Source organism: Pseudomonas sp. ADAK7 (genome assembly GCF_012935675.1).
Taxonomy (GTDB): Bacteria; Pseudomonadota; Gammaproteobacteria; order Pseudomonadales; family Pseudomonadaceae; genus Aquipseudomonas.
In genome coordinates, this window is the sequence record NZ_CP052861.1 from 986067 (window position 1) to 1001474 (window position 15408).

At 58.4% G+C, this 15408-nt stretch carries 13 protein-coding genes; 10 read left to right on the forward strand and 3 right to left on the reverse strand.

The genetic code is table 11. The annotated features are described in order from the left end of the window. Window positions 1-3: 3 nt before the first annotated feature. From HKK53_RS04410 to HKK53_RS04450, 9 genes are all read left to right on the forward strand, one after another. Entirely contained in the window at window positions 4-708 is a 705-nt protein-coding gene (locus tag HKK53_RS04410) for a WecB/TagA/CpsF family glycosyltransferase (RefSeq protein WP_169369707.1), read from the forward strand. Window positions 709-710: 2 nt separating this feature from the next. Further along, window positions 711-1790 (forward strand): glycosyltransferase, encoded by a 1080-nt coding sequence (locus tag HKK53_RS04415; protein WP_169369708.1) that lies wholly within the window; start codon window positions 711-713, stop codon window positions 1788-1790. Continuing rightward, a complete protein-coding gene (locus HKK53_RS04420; RefSeq protein WP_169369709.1) occupies window positions 1787-2899 on the forward strand; it encodes a glycosyltransferase in 1113 nt (370 codons plus the stop codon). The genes HKK53_RS04415 and HKK53_RS04420 overlap by 4 nt, the downstream gene beginning before the upstream one ends. Next, entirely contained in the window at window positions 2896-4209 is a 1314-nt protein-coding gene (locus HKK53_RS04425) for an O-antigen ligase family protein (RefSeq protein WP_169369710.1), read from the forward strand. Before HKK53_RS04420 ends, HKK53_RS04425 begins: the two co-directional genes overlap by 4 nt. 17 nt (window positions 4210-4226) lie before the next feature. Beyond that, window positions 4227-5180 carry a glycosyltransferase family 2 protein gene (locus HKK53_RS04430; RefSeq protein ID WP_169369711.1) on the forward strand — a complete coding sequence of 318 codons (954 nt, stop codon included), beginning with the start codon at window positions 4227-4229 and terminating at the stop codon, window positions 5178-5180. A 13-nt stretch (window positions 5181-5193) separates the two neighbouring features. After that, the gene (locus tag HKK53_RS04435; RefSeq protein WP_169369712.1) at window positions 5194-6612 is read left to right on the forward strand and encodes an oligosaccharide flippase family protein; all 1419 of its coding nucleotides are present in this window, start codon (window positions 5194-5196) and stop codon (window positions 6610-6612) included. A 30-nt stretch (window positions 6613-6642) separates the two neighbouring features. After that, the gene (gene galE, locus HKK53_RS04440; protein WP_169369713.1) at window positions 6643-7698 is read left to right on the forward strand and encodes a UDP-glucose 4-epimerase GalE; all 1056 of its coding nucleotides are present in this window, start codon (window positions 6643-6645) and stop codon (window positions 7696-7698) included. Between the two features lie 131 nt (window positions 7699-7829). Further along, complete coding sequence (locus HKK53_RS04445; protein ID WP_237150700.1) at window positions 7830-9176, forward strand: family 16 glycosylhydrolase; 1347 nt, start codon at window positions 7830-7832, stop codon at window positions 9174-9176. A gap of 115 nt (window positions 9177-9291) precedes the next feature. Further along, entirely contained in the window at window positions 9292-10338 is a 1047-nt protein-coding gene (locus HKK53_RS04450) for an acyltransferase family protein (protein ID WP_169369715.1), read from the forward strand. 87 nt (window positions 10339-10425) lie between these two features. On the opposite strand, the gene HKK53_RS04455 is transcribed toward HKK53_RS04450, so the two are convergent. The 3 genes from HKK53_RS04455 to HKK53_RS04465 form a co-directional block, all read right to left on the reverse strand. After that, window positions 10426-11478, reverse strand: coding sequence for an alpha-xenorhabdolysin family binary toxin subunit B (locus tag HKK53_RS04455; protein ID WP_169405734.1), 1053 nt, complete (start codon window positions 11476-11478; stop codon window positions 10426-10428). Between the two features lie 18 nt (window positions 11479-11496). After that, window positions 11497-12696 carry an alpha-xenorhabdolysin family binary toxin subunit A gene (locus HKK53_RS04460; protein ID WP_169369717.1) on the reverse strand — a complete coding sequence of 400 codons (1200 nt, stop codon included), beginning with the start codon at window positions 12694-12696 and terminating at the stop codon, window positions 11497-11499. A gap of 213 nt (window positions 12697-12909) precedes the next feature. Then, on the reverse strand, window positions 12910-13818 hold the full coding sequence (locus tag HKK53_RS04465; protein WP_169369718.1) for a helix-turn-helix domain-containing protein: 909 nt from the start codon (window positions 13816-13818) through the stop codon (window positions 12910-12912). Window positions 13819-13979: 161 nt separating this feature from the next. Here HKK53_RS04465 and HKK53_RS04470 point away from each other — a divergent pair, with 161 nt between their 5' ends. Next, the gene (locus tag HKK53_RS04470) at window positions 13980-15338 is read left to right on the forward strand and encodes a glutamine synthetase family protein (protein WP_169369719.1); all 1359 of its coding nucleotides are present in this window, start codon (window positions 13980-13982) and stop codon (window positions 15336-15338) included. The last annotated feature ends 70 nt before the right edge of the window (window positions 15339-15408 follow it).

Below are 15408 nucleotides of genomic sequence, written 5' to 3' on the forward strand. Positions count from 1 at the left end.
GCCATGGTCAAGCTGGAATTAGTCGGGCATTACTCGCCGAAATTACTGGAGGCCAACCAGGCCTATTCCTTCATCAACTTTGCGTCCATCAGCAGCTTCTTCGAGCAGACCCCAAGCACCGTCGCCTATTTTTGCGACGGCATGCTGATGTCGACGTTCATGTCTCGCGTGACCGGCAAGTCGATCGGCAGGGTCAGCTTTGACTTCACCTCGATTGCCGACCTTGTACTGGGCAGCGCCGAGCAACTGGGCAAACGCGTGTATTTCGTTGGCGCCCGGCAAGCTGAACTGGACCTGTTCATCAGCAAGATTAAGGCCCGCTATCCGCGGTTGACCATCGCCGGTCAGCACAACGGCTACTTTGATGCGTCGCAGGCCAGGACCATCCAGGCGGACATCTGCCGCAGCGAAGCGAACATCCTGATCGTCGGCCTGGGCGCCGGGTTGCAAGAGCAATTCGAGCAGGATGCGTTGCGTGCCGGTTTCAGCGGTGTCGCCTTCACCTGTGGCGGGTTCATTCGCCAGGAAGCCATGGCCACCCGCGACTATTACCCGGCCGTGATCGATCGCCTGCATCTGCGCGCGTTTTATCGCATGTATCGCGAGCCCCATACGATCAAGCGCTACCTCATCGACTACCCCAATAACTTTGTGCACCTGTTGGCGCTCGTCGCTTCACGCAAAGTCGCCATCAGCGTTGAGGAATGACCATGCACATCCTGTTTATTCTCAAGGATTTCAAGTCGGGTGGCGGTGTCGAGCGCGTCCAGCAACGGTTGTCCGAGCAGTTTCTGAAGGACGGCCGACGGGTGAGTTTTTTCGTCATGAACGCAGACCTGCCCGACACGCAAGGTGTGCAAAGCTTCAACGGCGGCGGCAGCGGCATCGTCGGTCTGCTCAAGTCCATCGTCCTGTTGCGCCGGCTCATTCGCCGCGACGGCGTCACCCACCTCATCGCCGCCAAGGAGCAGGCGAACCTCTGCACCTGGTTCGCCACGTTGGGCAGCTCCTGCAAAGTCATATATAGCCGACACGCGACACTGGATTGCACTGAACAGAAAACCGGTCCCTCAAGCCTGCGCCTGCTCTACACCTTGTACCTCTGTGGCAGCGGCAAGGTCGTGACAGTCTCCACGGCCCTGCGCCAGACCCTCGTCGATTTAATGCCATGGGGGCAGCAGCGAATCCGTTATTGCCCCAACGCAGTCGTCACCGAACAACTGCTGCAAGCCTCACAGGCACCGCTGCTCGCCGGATTACCCCGCGATTACTGGTTGAGCCTGGGCCGTCTGGTAGAACCCAAAGGTTTGCACCTGTTGCTCGAGGCCTACGCCCTGGCGTTGCACAGCGAAGCGCTGCCGGATCTGGTGATCGCTGGCGACGGCCCGTTGCGCGACGCATTGACCACTCAAGCCAATCAACTGGGCATCGCTCACAGGGTGCACTTCACCGGTTTCCTCAGCAACCCCTATCCACTGCTCAAGCACGCGCAACTGTTCATTCTGAGTTCCGTGCAGGAAGGCATGCCGACTGTGCTGATCGAAGCGCTGGCGTTGGGCACGCCCGTGCTGGCGAGCGACTGCGAGACCGGGCCCAGGGAACTGCTGGACAACGGCCGACTGGGTCAACTGGTCGAGGTCAACGACGTACCGGCGTTGGCCAATGGAATGCTGCAAAGCCTGACTTCACGGGATCAGGTTGCACCCAGCGAAAAAATGGTCACCGACGCCATCCGCCAATACACCAGCCAGTACGCGGCGCAGGCGTATTACCAGGTATGGAATCAATGAAAAAATTGCTGATTATCCTGCATGACCTCAGCGCAGGCGGGGCGGAAAAAATGATGGCGCGCCTGGCCGGAGCGCTGGTCGACGCGGGCAACGACGTGACGTTGCTGATGCTCACCGGCGGCGGCCTTCACGCCGCGCACCTCGACCCGCGGGTGAAAAAGGTTGAATTGCGCAGCCCACGCAGCGCCCGTGCGGTGCCGGCACTCGCGCGATTTCTTCGCGCCAATCGCTTTGACGCGCAACTGGCAGCCCTGACTCACGTCAACGTGGTGGCGATCGCTGCTGCCGCGCTGTCCGGCACGCTGGCACGGCTGCACGTCAGTGAGCGCAATGCCTTTTCCCATGATAAGCATGTTAACCCCGACTTCATGGTGCGGGCCGCGTACCTGGTGGCGCCGCTGCTGTATCGGCTGATTCCCAACCCGGTGATTTGCGTCTCGCGCGGTGTCGCCCAGGACCTGATCGATACCACCATTGCCCGCCGCCAGGACGTGACCATTGCCGACAACCCGGTGCTCGACAACGACTTCCGCGACAAGCCCCCGGGGTTGCCCAGCCACCGTTGGCTGCTGGAAAAGTCCAGCTCGGTGATCGTGGCGGTGGGTCGCCTGGCGCCGCAAAAAGGCTTCGACACCTTGATCACGGCGTTCGCCTCAATGCCGGATTCCGACGCCCGCTTGATCATTTTTGGCGAAGGCGCGCTTCGGGCGCAATTGCTTGATCAGGCCCGCGCGCTGGGCGTGGCAGATCGCTTCGACCTGCCGGGTTACACCGGTGATCCCCTGGCCGAAGTGGCCGCGGCCGATTGTTTTGTGCTGTCGTCACGCTTCGAGGGCAGTCCCAACGCGCTGGTAGAAGCCTTGTCCACCGGCACGCCGGTGGTGGCGACCCGCTGCCCACATGGGCCTCAGGACATCCTGATCGGCGGCCTCGTCGCACCGCTTGTCGCCGTCGACGACCCGCCCGCACTGGCGCAGGCGATTGCCTTGCAACTGTCCACGCCGCGAGATCTGCAGCGTCATTCGCGCCTGGATGCCGCCACCCGATTCATGAACGCCAGCGCAGTGCAGACCTACCTCACCGCGTTGCTCGGGAGCCCATCCTCATGAGCACATTGCAGATCAGATACTCGACGCTGCGCGATGGCTTCACCTTGTTCGGCGTGCTGTTCTACATCCAGGTGATTACGTTTGTCCTCGGCCTGGGTGGCGCCGCAAGCTTCGGCGACATCGATAAAGACCTCGAAGGCAGCGTCGCCAACCAGGTCTGCGGCCTCATCACCTTGTTGGTGCCACTCTTCTTTTTCATCCGCAACAAGGTGTTCCTCAGCAAAACCTTTTACCGCAGCAACTTCTTCCTGCTGTTGTTCATGTTCTGTGTCATCGCCTCGATAGGCTGGTCCCATGACCCGATGCTGAGTCTCAAGCGCTTTATCGCGATGCTCAGCGTGGTGTTTTTTGCCGGTTTCATTGCCTACAACTACCCCCTTGAAAAGATCACCTTCATGCTCGGCTGTGCCATCGGCGCGGCGGCGTTGATCGGGTTGATACTCGCCGTGGTCATGCCTGGGGTCGCGTTCCTGTCCGGCGGCATTCGCGACGGCGCCTTCAAGGGGATTTTTGCCGAGAAGAACGCCGGCGCACGGCTCAACGCGATTGCCATCCTGCTGTTGCTACCGATGATTCGCCAGCGCAATCCCTGGGCACTCTTCTGTGCGTTTTGTTCGCTGGTTGCCATCTTCCTCGCCCAGTCGGCAACCGGGGTGGTGCTGATTATTTCCGGCACCATCAGCTATTGGTACTTCCTCACATTGATCCGCTTGCGCATCAATCGCTCGCAGTTGATGTTCCTGGGCTGCACCCTCCTCTACCTGCTGGTTTGCCTGTTTCTGTACAGCAACTTTGCGGTATTGCTGGAAATGGCCGGCCGTGACCCGTCACTGACCGACCGCACCTTGATCTGGGAGCTGCTCGCGCCGTTTATCGACGGACAGTTTCTCAAGGGGTATGGCTTCGGCGCCTTTTGGTCCAGCCCGGATGCCGATGCGTTCATTACCCGCTGGGGCTATATCGGAAACGCTCACAGCGGCTACATGGAAACCCTGCTCAACGGCGGCGTTATCCAACTGACGGCACTGGCGCTTCTGCTTGGCGAAGCGCTGCTCAAACAATACCGCGCCGTGACGGCCAACCAGACGGCGCAGTTTCGCGCCAGCGCCCTGGTGATCATCGGCCTGTTCGCCGTCACCAATTACGTGGCGTACGTGATTCCCAACTACCGCTCCGCCGAGTTTCTGGTGTTCTGCACCCTGGCCCTGTCCTTTCGGCACCACCACGCGACCTACCCCGAGTTATCAGCGGCAGCCCTGCGCCAGCGTCCGTCCGGCAGGGCATTACCGCGCGATTCAGCCAAGGCGTAATCAAAGGAGAAACACCCGTGCCCAACCAAGCCCCCGCGTTACCGCATTCCGTGTGCGTCGTGATTCCGATGTACAACGGCGCCGACAGCATTGAGCAAACACTGGCGTCCCTGGCCGGGCAAACCCGCCTGCCGGATCACGTCATCGTCATCGACGATGGTTCCACCGATGACGGACCACAACGGGTCAAGGACTTTGCGGCGCCGTTTCGCCTGACGCTGTTGCAGCAAGCCAACGAAGGCCAGGCCAGCGCGCGCAACCACGGAATGCGCCACTCCGAGGAAACGTTTGTGGCGATGCTCGATGCCGATGACCAATGGCGCCCGCAAAAGCTGGAGCTGCAACTGGCCCTGTATGACGAACTCAGTCGTCAGGGACATCCGGTCGGGCTGATCGACTGCTACGCGCAGGTCAATTACAGCGACGGCAGGCGGCAACTGGACAACCGGCGCAAGAACGGCCGGCATTTCTACGATTTCATCCACGCCAACGTGGTCAATGGCGTGTCCACCGCGCTGGTCAAGCGCGACGTGATCATGCAACTCGGTGGCTTCGATGCCAGCCTGCGTTACTCCGAAGACCGCTACATGTGGACCCGGATCGCCGAACACTGGGAAATTCACACGGTGCCGCAGGTGCTGCTGGAGCGCACGGTCAACGGCGGCAACATGACCGCGCAACCGAAGAAGTACTACCCGAACAAGATCAGGTTCATCGAGGTTTACCTCGCGCGCTATGGCGCACAGCTCAGCAAGCAACAGCGGATCGATTTCGTGCTGGGCAACCACACCGACTTTCTCAATGCCTTTTCCCGCAAAGGTGAGTACGCCGACGTGCTCGGCGTCTACCGGCGAATGCTCGACTATTCCTGGCAAGCGCTGATCTTCGATAGCGGCAAACCGACCTTGCGCTACCTCAATGCTTGCGCCCGATCCTGGCGCAAGGCAACGGCGTCAACCACCGCTCATTGAACCGGTATTCGCCATGGCCAACCATCGTCTGGTGACATTGATCTGGATCTTCACCGAGAAATTCGGCCTGATCTTCCTCTCGATGATTACCTTTGTCGCGTATGCCAGGCTGCTGTCGCCCGCCGAGTTGGGGGTGGGCACGGTCATCATCGCCATCGTCGAGTTGATCGGCCTGGTGTATTCATCGGTGCTGGAAGACCCGCTGGTACGACTCGAACGGCTGGAAGACAAACACATCTCCACGGCGTTCTGGGCGGCGGTACTCGTGAGCCTGGTGTCCATCGCCGTCATCTCGGGTGCGGCGATGCTGTACACGCCCGACCCGGTGCTGCAATGGATGACGGCAGTGGCGTCGGTGAAAATCCTCTTCACCATGATGGCGCGGGTCTATGTGGCGCAGATGCGCCGTAGCGGCAACTTCAGGATGCTGGCGTCGCGCACATTACTGGGCAAAGTGGCAGGTGGCGTCGGCGGCGTCGCTGTTGCGCTTTGGGGGTTGGGAGCCTGGGCGGTCATTGCCCAGGCGCTGATCATGGAGTTCGTGTCCATTGTTGTATTGATGCGCGCAGACCCGCGACGCATTGCCTTTTACATCGACGGCCCGTTCCTGCGCGAACTGTTGAAGGCTGGCGCACCGGTGGCCATCAACTCGCTGAGTTCGCAAACGCTGCAACGTGGGGTCAACGTGGTCTTGGGCATGACGGCCGGCGCGAACGCGGTTGGCATGTTCAACATGGCGATGCGCATCATCGAGCTGCCACGCACCGCGATTTATAACGGTCTGCTGAGCTATGCGCTGCCGGTGTTTGCCCGGCGCAGCGCAGAGCCGTTGCGCCTGCTCGGGATCATTGGCGATTCGACGGCCGTGAGCGGCTTTCTGTTGACGCCCTTGTTCATCGGCATCGCGCTCACGGCCAACGACCTGATCCTGTTGATATTCGGCGCCACGTGGGCCGAAGCCATTCCGCTGCTGCAAGTGCTGGCCTGCACGGCGGCCATCGGCAATAGCGCGATGTACGCCACCACCGCGCTGGTGGCGGTGAATCGCAGCCACCTCACGATCAAGGCGGAAGTGGCAACCACGGTGCTGGCGCTGGCGCTGGTCTACGGCTTGGGCAACCTGTATGGCGGCATGGCCGCGGCCCTCGCTTTGCTGGCGCGGATGCTGGTCATCACACCGTTGCAAATCCGCGGCCTTAACGCCGCCATTGGTTACAGCTGGCAACGCTTCCTCGACGCTAATTACCGCAGCGTGATCGCTTCGCTGGTCATGGCCGCCACCGTCCTGGTGGTGTCGCCGCGGCTGGGTTTTCAAGGCTACTTGCACCTGCTCTGCAGCATCGTAGTGGGCGTGCTGAGTTACGCCGTGGCCTACAGCGTCATGCATCCGCGCTGGCCGCAAGAATTCAAATCGGTATTCACCGCTCGCTGAATTCAGTCCCTGAGACAGGAAGACCTCACCATGCGCAAAACCACGCTGATCACTGGCGGGGCCGGCTACATCGGCTCCCATACCGCCCTCGCGTTCATCAATGCCGGACAGCATGTGCTGGTGCTCGACAACCTGTGCAACAGTTGTCGAGAGTGCATCGCGCGCCTTGAGCAACTGACCCGGACCCGGGTCGAATTCATCAATGGCGATATTCGCGACTCGATCCTGCTCGACGAGATCTTCAGCCGCTACGACATTGAGGCCGTGGTTCATTTCGCCAGCCTCAAATCCGTTGAAGAAAGCGTGCGCAAGCCGCTGGACTACTACGCCAACAATGTCGCCGGCACGCTTGACCTGTGCCGAGCGATGGCGCGCAACAACGTGTTCCAACTGGTGTTCAGCTCATCGGCCACGGTGTACGGCGAACCCACACGAACGCCGATTGCCGAAGATTTCGGCACCGGCAAACCGGTCAACCCCTACGGCCGCACCAAGCTCATGATCGAAGAGTTGCTGACCGATCTGTGCAACTCCGACCCACGCTGGAGCATCGGCTTATTGCGCTACTTCAACCCGATCGGTGCCCACGAAAGCGGGATGATCGGCGAAGACCCCAAGGGCCGCCCCAACAACCTGTTGCCGTGCCTGACGCAGGTCGCGATTGGCCGGATTCCCGAACTCACGGTTTATGGTTGCGACTATCCCACCGTGGATGGCACCTGCGTGCGCGACTACATCCATGTGGTCGACCTGGCCAACGGTCATCTCAAAGCGTTGCAGGTGTTGCAGCACCACAGCGGCCTCAATGCCTGGAACCTCGGCACCGGCATCGGCTACAGCGTGCTGCAGATCATCCATAGTTTCGAGGACATTACCGGCATCACCATTCCCTACCACTTCGCCCCGCGCCGCGCCGGTGACATCGCCAAATGCTGGGCGGACCCGAGCAAGGCTGGACGCGAACTGGGCTGGAACGCGCAACGCGGCCTGGAACAAATGATCATCGATACCTGGCGCTGGCAGTCATGCAACCCGCAGGGGTATCAGTCTTCATTCGAAATTCCGGCGCCCATTGCGGTGAAGTGATGTCGATGTTCAAAGCATGTCTACTGGCACTCCTGCTGTCGGCGTCGCTTGTTTGCAACGCAGCACAAGCGCCTCCCCGCGTACCCACTGCCGGGCTCGTGTTGTGGCTGGACGCCGCCGATGGGTCAACCATGACCCTGGATGCGCAGAACCGTCTCCAGCGCTGGCGCGACAAGTCCGGCGAGGCCAATGACGCCACGGTCGACGATGCCACCTCGCAGCCACAGCGGATCGACAACGCCCTGAATGGCCATTCGGTCGTGCGTTTCAGTGGCGCCTCAGGGTTTATCGGCAAAACAATCCGCACCGCCAAAGGCCCTGTGACGGTATTGATCGTGTCCCGTCGATTGCCCGAACAAACCCCGGTCGATCCCTGGCAACGGTTGTTCAGTTCACGCCCGCTAACCGCCAATAACGATAACGTGTTGCCGAATTTCGCCATCAGCCTGCAACAGCCCGCCGCGTATGAACCAACGGTTTCTGTCCTTGAGCTGTACGACGTGCCGATTGGTCCGTACGCCGTCGGGCGCAATGCCGTCGGCCACTCCGAAAACTTTCGCGGCGACATCGCTGAAGTGCTGGTGTACGACCGTCCATTTGCCTCCCTCGCCGAGCGCCAGCGTGCCTTTCAGTACTTGGCGGACAAGTGGTCAGTGGCCATCCCGGCACACGCCAATACCTGGACCCGTGTCGGACCGCTGGGCCCATCGCCGAACCGGACCAGCGCCCAGCTGCCGCTGTCCGATCAGGCCAATGCCGGTCAGTGGGTGCTCGACACCAAACTGTCCGACGACTTCAATGGCACCACCCTCGACACCGGGCGCTGGCACGTCAACAACGCCATCGGCAACGAATCGCTCGGACGCAAACCGGCGCTGTTCACGCCGGCCAACGCCACCGTCAACAATGGCCACCTGAACATTGTCTTTCGCAAGGAAACCTTGCCGCAGAAATACGTCCAGCTCGGTTTCAAGGACTACACCTCAGCCATGGTCCGCACCCTTGAACGCGGCTTCTACGGTTATTACGAAGCACGGGCCAAACCCATGAACTCCGCAGCGTCCAGCGCCTTCTGGCTGGCGTGGACGGGCATGGCTGACAACGCCACCGAAATCGACATTTTCGAAATCGGCGGCAAGACCAAAAACGCAGCCTCAGACCAGTCTTACAACATGAACGCCCACCTATGGGCCACGCCGCAAAGCACCGAACATATCGCCAATGGCAGCACCTGGATCAGCCCCTGGCGCCTGGCAAGCGACTTTCATGTCTACGGCTTCGACTGGCAGCCCGACACCCTGCGCTGGTACGTCGATGGCGTGCTGGTCCGGGAGTCGAAGAACACCCACTTCTTCTTCCCCATGCAGATCGTCTTTGACAGCGAGGCCATGTGGAAATGGTTCGGCGTGGTCGACGATGCGGACCTGCCCTCCACCTTCGAAGTCGACTACGTCAAGGTGTGGCAACGCCGTCGATAGCCGTTGCACAAACGGTGTCAGCGCTACTGCTGCCATAGCGTCCGCTCTGGGCCGGGTTTCAATCGCCAAGGTGGTCAGTTTTCAATCAGCGCTAACATGTCTGGAGCGCCTCTACGTGATCAACCGTCGGCTCAAAGAATTGGATTTGCTGCGCTTTCTTGCGGCAATCGCCGTCGTGTTTTTTCACTATGCGTTTCGCGGCTATGCAAAGGGTGACATGTCTGCAATGCCCTACCCGTTATTGGCGGAGACAGCCAAATACGGTTATTTAGGTGTCGAGCTGTTTTTTATGATCAGCGGATTCGTCATTCTGATGACCGCTTCGAGCAATAATCTCCAGGTGTTTTTCATCTCCCGCGTCGTTCGCCTCTGCCCGGCTTTCTGGGTGTGCTGCACCCTCACTTTTATAATCACGCTCGCCATCGGACCACCCAGATTTACGGCTGATCTTTATCAATACATGATTAACATGGCATTCCTTGCAGACCTGATGGATGTGCCGTTGATAGACGGCGTTTATTGGTCATTGTTTGTAGAAATAAAATTTTACCTGATGATCTCCATTCTCCTGGGTTTCAAGAAAATCGAAAAAATAGAGACCTGCCTCGTGCTCTGGCTACTGATCTCTGCCACCGCCGAAGTCCTCGCTTTTGAAAAATTACGCTCGATATTGATTACTGATTACGCCGCCTATTTCATAGCGGGGGCAACGTTCTACCTTATCTGGGCCAAGGGATTCACAAAAACACGAGTTCTGCTGTTGGCAGGCGCACTGGCATTGGCTTGCTATACCGCAATCGTCTGGGCCGCATTGCTTGAAACCAAATATCCAACCGAATTCCATCCTCTGATCGTATGCAGCGTCATTACCCTGTTCTTCATGACGTTTTTCTTGATCGCGATGAACAAAACGGCAGCCATAGGGGCATTGAACTGGACGGCATTAGGCGCGCTGACCTACCCGCTTTACCTGCTGCATCAAATGATCGGCTTTATGATCTTTAACGTGGCTTATCCGGCGGTGAATCCGCACTTGCTGTTGTGGGGCACCATCGCCTTGATGATTGCTGTGTCTCATATCATCCACAAAAAAATAGAAACCCCGATTGCCAGACTGATCAAAAAATCCCTGTCATTTTCCTTGAGCCGTGTCAGGGGCTGATTAGCCCTGGCGCAGACGCTCTCAAACTTCGCCCCCAGGCCGATGTCATTCGACCTGGGGGCGAACTTCGTTTGGGTCGCTGGTTTTCTAGTGGATCATGATGCTGTTGTAATCGCCGCTCAGCTTCTCCAGATGCGCTGTGTAGCGATTCAGAAACCTGGATAACTCGGCCTGGGTGTAATCCGTGCTTTTCAGATGATCGAGGTTCATCGAAAAGCCCAGCCACACGCCCGCCACGGCGATGAGTTCCTCACCGACGACTCGGCGTTGGCCGCTTATTTCTACAATGGCGCTGATATCGGATAAAGCATCTTCAGCGGCCTGAAGCTCCTTGTTCAGTCCTTCCATCGATTGAGTGAGTGCCTGAATTTCCTTGTCCAGATTATTTCGCGAGGTCGCCAGCTCGCTGTATTTGATGCCGTCAGACACAACGCCCAGCACCTTTCTGACCAGTTCAATCCCCTGCTTCACCGCTTCTTTTTTCGGATTCTCCATGTCCAGCCCATCCAGCGCTTTGGCGTCAGGGATGTAGTTTTTATACATGTCGGCCAGGTTGAATTCGCGAATCACGTCTTGCGCCTTGATCAGCGTGTCCCGCTGTTGCTCGTATTTGGCTTTGCTCAGGCTGTGATCATTGAGCTCCAGCAGGATTCTGGCTTTACGCGCCCTGGCCACTTTCAGCGGTTCATCCGCCCGCTCATCTATTTCGACCCTGTAGAGGCTGCGTACTTCGTTCTCGAGAAACCGCGAGCGATCGGTAAACTTGGTCTCGACACCTTCCAGCATGGCCTCGATGTTGCGTTTGATGTTCAGCACTTCCTCGCTGACGACTTGCCGATCCTGCGCCGTCAGATCGTTCCTGGCCAAGGCGTCGTTCAACTCGGCAAGGGCATCAAAGTAGCTCTGGCCAGAGGCGCCATTCAGCGCGGTCAGTAATACGGGGAAAGATTCGCGCATGGTTTTGTCGATGTTGTTCAAGTACGCGGCGATCCGTTGCGCCCTTTCCTGCAAGACGTCAGACCGGTCCTTTCTGAAGCTGGCCAACCTCGAAACGTCGCGGATGGTTTGAATGATTTTTTTTACATCGATATCGGGAATAAGTTGGGTGTCGATCGGTGTCACATTGTTCATGGCAGTCATCCTTTGGTCGCCGAGCAATCAGTCGAAGTTCTTTTTGTATTCTTCCAGGGCTTCATTAAACGTGGCCACCAGCTCACCAGCGGTGTTTTTCACGTCGCGCCACGGGTCAATCACCAGCGCGAACTCAGCGACAAAGGACGTCAGGCGCAAAGCATTGTTGATGCGGCCAAATTGCTCGGCCGACGCATCGATCTTGCTCAGGATGGTTTGCCACATTGTGTTCAGGATATTCAGCGCCGCTTCAGCGCCGGCCATGCGAATGCCGAGGTCGCCGAAGCTCGACAATGAACTTTCCATCGCGCTCTGCAGGTTTTCCTTACCGCTGACAGCCAACTCCAACGCGTCAACTTCGGCCTTCAGCGCATTGCGCTCTTTGCGCGCGGTTTCGGCTTTCGGGCCAAAGATCGAGCCTGAAATCGGCCAGAAGATCGGCAGCCCGCCGGAGAACGACATGCCGACGTAATAGTCGTAGTCCTTGTCCAACTGGGTAATCCGGTCTTTTTTGGTGCGAATGGTTTCCTTGGAACTGGCGATGGATTCGAGCAAGTTACTGCGCTCCATCAAGTCGTACTTGGCCTTGACCTCGGACTGCAACCCGAATACCCGCTTGCCCGTCGACAGTTCGCCGCCCGCCAGCTCGATCTTGAAGTTTGAAATTCGGTCTTTCAGCTCTTTCGTTGCGCCCTGCTGACGTTTGATATCGACCTTCATCAACTCGATGATTTCTGTCACGGCCGACGCCACTTCACCGTCGTCAGAGGTGTAGGTGATGCCTTCCAGATCACGGTTGCTCAGCCCGCCCAGGGTGGTTCGGACCCGCTCCATGATCGGCATTTCCTTGATCACGGAAATGATTTCCCCGCCACTGCTGACGATGTTTTTAGCCGCAGAGCTCAAGTCGATGCTTTGCTGGACGATCTTGTTTTCCACCGCATCCCAACTGGCGGCGTGAATGCGGATTTTTTTGAATAAAACTTGAATATCGCTTGGCTCCAGGCCGGCGATATTCACTTTGGTGTATTTCAGATAAGACTCGACTTCCGGCAACTCGCTCGGCAGCGACAAGCCTTTCTTCACATACTGTTTGATCTTGATCACGTCTTCTTTGGTCAATACCCCTGCGCTACGCGCAACACCCGGATATTCCCCTGAAATCAGATGCAGTACTGCTTTGGGCAGGTCATTACTACTGTCTGAATCTTTCAGCACAACAGCCATGTTGTTTTCCTCTGTTCATTTAACTCGATACACCGGTTGTATCGACGAACAGAAGCTAGATGACCCTTGAGGCGCGTCAAATGACCTGAAGGACTGTAAGAATCCTCAACTACTTGACTTATAAGGGAATAATTCTAGAGCTCAACCAATTTAGAAACATCGAGCTACATATGCAGGACAGGTCCTACAGATAAGTATTAATTGTTGTATTAGTTACACTCGAGTTCCACGCTTGAGCGTCTCACTCGGCAACTCTTTGAACAACGCGAAGTAACTGCTGGAAAACCTCCCCAAATGCCAGAACGACCAATGCATCGCCACTTCGGCGACCGTGGTCTGCATCGCCGTGCGGCTGAGCAATTCGCGGTGCGCGCTATTGAGCCGGCGCAAGCGCAACCAATGGGTCGGCGTCATGCCGGTAAAAGCCTTGAACGCATGTTGCAACTGACGCAGCGAAACCCCGGCAACCTGGGAAAGCTCCAGCAAGTTGAGGGTTTCTTCCGGCGCATCCGCGGCCCATTCGCCGACGCGCTTCATGATCGTTCGCTCCTCGGTCCGTCGCTGCAACCCGCCCTGATCCAGGCGCACACAGGCGTTATCGAGGATGTACAGGCAGTCTTCCAGCAATTGCAGGGTCAAGGCTTCGCGACTGGGCGGGTCCAGCGTTTGTGCCAACCGGGTCAACGTCCCGCTTAACCAGCGGCTGAACAGCGCGTTCTGCTGGCAATTGAGCGGCGACATGAACAGCCCTTCCAGGCGCGCCACATTCAAACCATGGCGCTGCACGAACTCCGGACCGAACACCACAGCGATCTCCTGGTAGTTCTCCGGGGTGATCCAGATGTTGCGACTTTCGCCATTCAACACGTACAGCGAGTTGTCGCTGCGATCAAAACAGAACGCCAGCGAACCCTGCGGCGCACTGAAATTCTGCTCGACCCGGGTGTTCATGTGTTCTTCGTAAATCTCCACGCCTTGCAGGTCCAGATAGCGCACCAGCCCGGCGAAATGCCCCGGCGACATCTGCTGGTAATGCTGCACCCAGCCCGGTGTGGCGCGGATTTGCTCGGCGACATCGGCGGTATTGAACGCTTGGACTTGTAACGGATTGCACGCTGTCATGGGTGACCTTACGCACTCGTTTGGTGCGTTTTGGTGCTGCTTAAAGTGGATAGATGGAACTGCAAGGCTCGCCCAAGATAGTCGTCAACGCGCTTCAGGGGAAGTGTCTGTCGGATGCGACCGCCCTCCCCGGCGTTACCAAAACCAATAACGAGGTCTTTATGAATGTCCCTTTCGATCAGCTGTTCACGTGGCTGAAAGATCACAAGATTACTGAGGTCGAGTGTGTGGTCAGCGACTTGACCGGCATCGCTCGCGGCAAGATTGCACCCACCAACAAGTTCCTGCATGAGCGAGGCATGCGCCTGCCGGAAAGTGTGCTTTTGCAAACAGTAACCGGGGATTTTGTCGACGACGACATCTACTACGACCTGCTCGACCCGGCCGATATCGACATGGTCTGCAAGCCCGTGGCCGACGCGGTTTACGTGATTCCATGGGCCATCGAGCCGACCGCCATCGTGATTCACGACACCTTCGACAAGTTCGGCAACCCGATCGAACTGTCGCCGCGCAACGTGCTGAAGAAAGTCTTGCAGCTGTACACCGACAAGGGCTGGAAGCCGATTGTCGCGCCGGAAATGGAGTTCTACCTGACCCAGCGTTGCGAAGACCCGGACTTGCCACTCAAGGCGCCACTGGGCCGTTCCGGTCGGGCGGAAAGTGGCCGGCAGTCGTTCTCCATCGACGCCGCCAACGAATTCGACCCGCTGTTCGAAGACGTCTACGACTGGTGTGAACTCCAGGGCCTGGACCTCGACACGCTGATCCACGAAGACGGCCCGGCGCAGATGGAAATCAACTTCCGTCACGGTGATGCCCTCGACCTGGCCGACCAGATCACCGTGTTCAAGCGCACCCTGCGCGAAGCGGCGCTCAAGCACAACGTCACCGCGACCTTCATGGCCAAGCCGATTGGTGACGAGCCAGGCAGCGCCATGCATTTGCACCAGAGCGTGGTCGACATCGTCACTGGCCAGCCGATCTTCGCCGATGCCGAGGGCAAGATGAGCGAGCTGTTCCTGCACCACATCGGCGGCCTGCAAAAGTACATCCCGAAAGTGCTGCCGATGTTCGCGCCCAACGTGAACTCGTTCCGCCGCTTCCTGCCGGACACCTCGGCACCGGTGAACGTCGAATGGGGCGAAGAAAACCGCACTGTCGGCCTGCGTGTGCCGACCTCGACTCCCGACGCCATGCGCGTGGAAAACCGTCTGCCGGGCGCCGACGCCAACCCGTACCTGGCGATTGCCGCGAGCCTGTTGTGCGGCTACCTGGGCATGGTCGAGAAGATCGAGCCGAGCGCTGCGGTGCAGGGCCGCGCCTATGAACGGCGCAACCTGCGCCTGCCGATCACCATCGAAGACGCCCTGAGCCAGATGGAAGAGTGCGAAACCGTCGGCCGTTACCTGGGCAGCAAATTCGTGCGCGGGTATGTCGCGGTGAAGCGCGCCGAGCATGAAAATTTCAAGCGCGTGATCAGCTCCTGGGAGCGGGAGTTTTTGCTGCTGAGCGTTTAACCCCGTAAAGATCGTTCCCATGCTCCGCGTGGGAACGCCTCAAGGGACGCTCCGCGTTCCAGGGGGGACG

What these genes read in the sequence shown, in the direction of transcription:
- HKK53_RS04410 (WP_169369707.1), top strand. Translation starts at nt 4, where the DNA reads ATGGTCAAGCTGGAATTAGTCGGGCATTACTCGCCGAAATTACTGGAG.
- HKK53_RS04415 (WP_169369708.1), top strand. Translation starts at nt 711, where the DNA reads ATGCACATCCTGTTTATTCTCAAGGATTTCAAGTCGGGTGGCGGTGTC.
- HKK53_RS04420 (WP_169369709.1), top strand. Translation starts at nt 1,787, where the DNA reads ATGAAAAAATTGCTGATTATCCTGCATGACCTCAGCGCAGGCGGGGCG.
- HKK53_RS04425 (WP_169369710.1), top strand. Translation starts at nt 2,896, where the DNA reads ATGAGCACATTGCAGATCAGATACTCGACGCTGCGCGATGGCTTCACC.
- HKK53_RS04435 (WP_169369712.1), top strand. Translation starts at nt 5,194, where the DNA reads ATGGCCAACCATCGTCTGGTGACATTGATCTGGATCTTCACCGAGAAA.
- galE (WP_169369713.1), top strand. Translation starts at nt 6,643, where the DNA reads ATGCGCAAAACCACGCTGATCACTGGCGGGGCCGGCTACATCGGCTCC.
- HKK53_RS04445 (WP_237150700.1), top strand. Translation starts at nt 7,830, where the DNA reads ATGACCCTGGATGCGCAGAACCGTCTCCAGCGCTGGCGCGACAAGTCC.
- HKK53_RS04455 (WP_169405734.1), bottom strand. Translation starts at nt 11,478, where the DNA reads ATGACTGCCATGAACAATGTGACACCGATCGACACCCAACTTATTCCC.
- HKK53_RS04460 (WP_169369717.1), bottom strand. Translation starts at nt 12,696, where the DNA reads ATGGCTGTTGTGCTGAAAGATTCAGACAGTAGTAATGACCTGCCCAAA.
- HKK53_RS04465 (WP_169369718.1), bottom strand. Translation starts at nt 13,818, where the DNA reads ATGACAGCGTGCAATCCGTTACAAGTCCAAGCGTTCAATACCGCCGAT.
- HKK53_RS04470 (WP_169369719.1), top strand. Translation starts at nt 13,980, where the DNA reads ATGAATGTCCCTTTCGATCAGCTGTTCACGTGGCTGAAAGATCACAAG.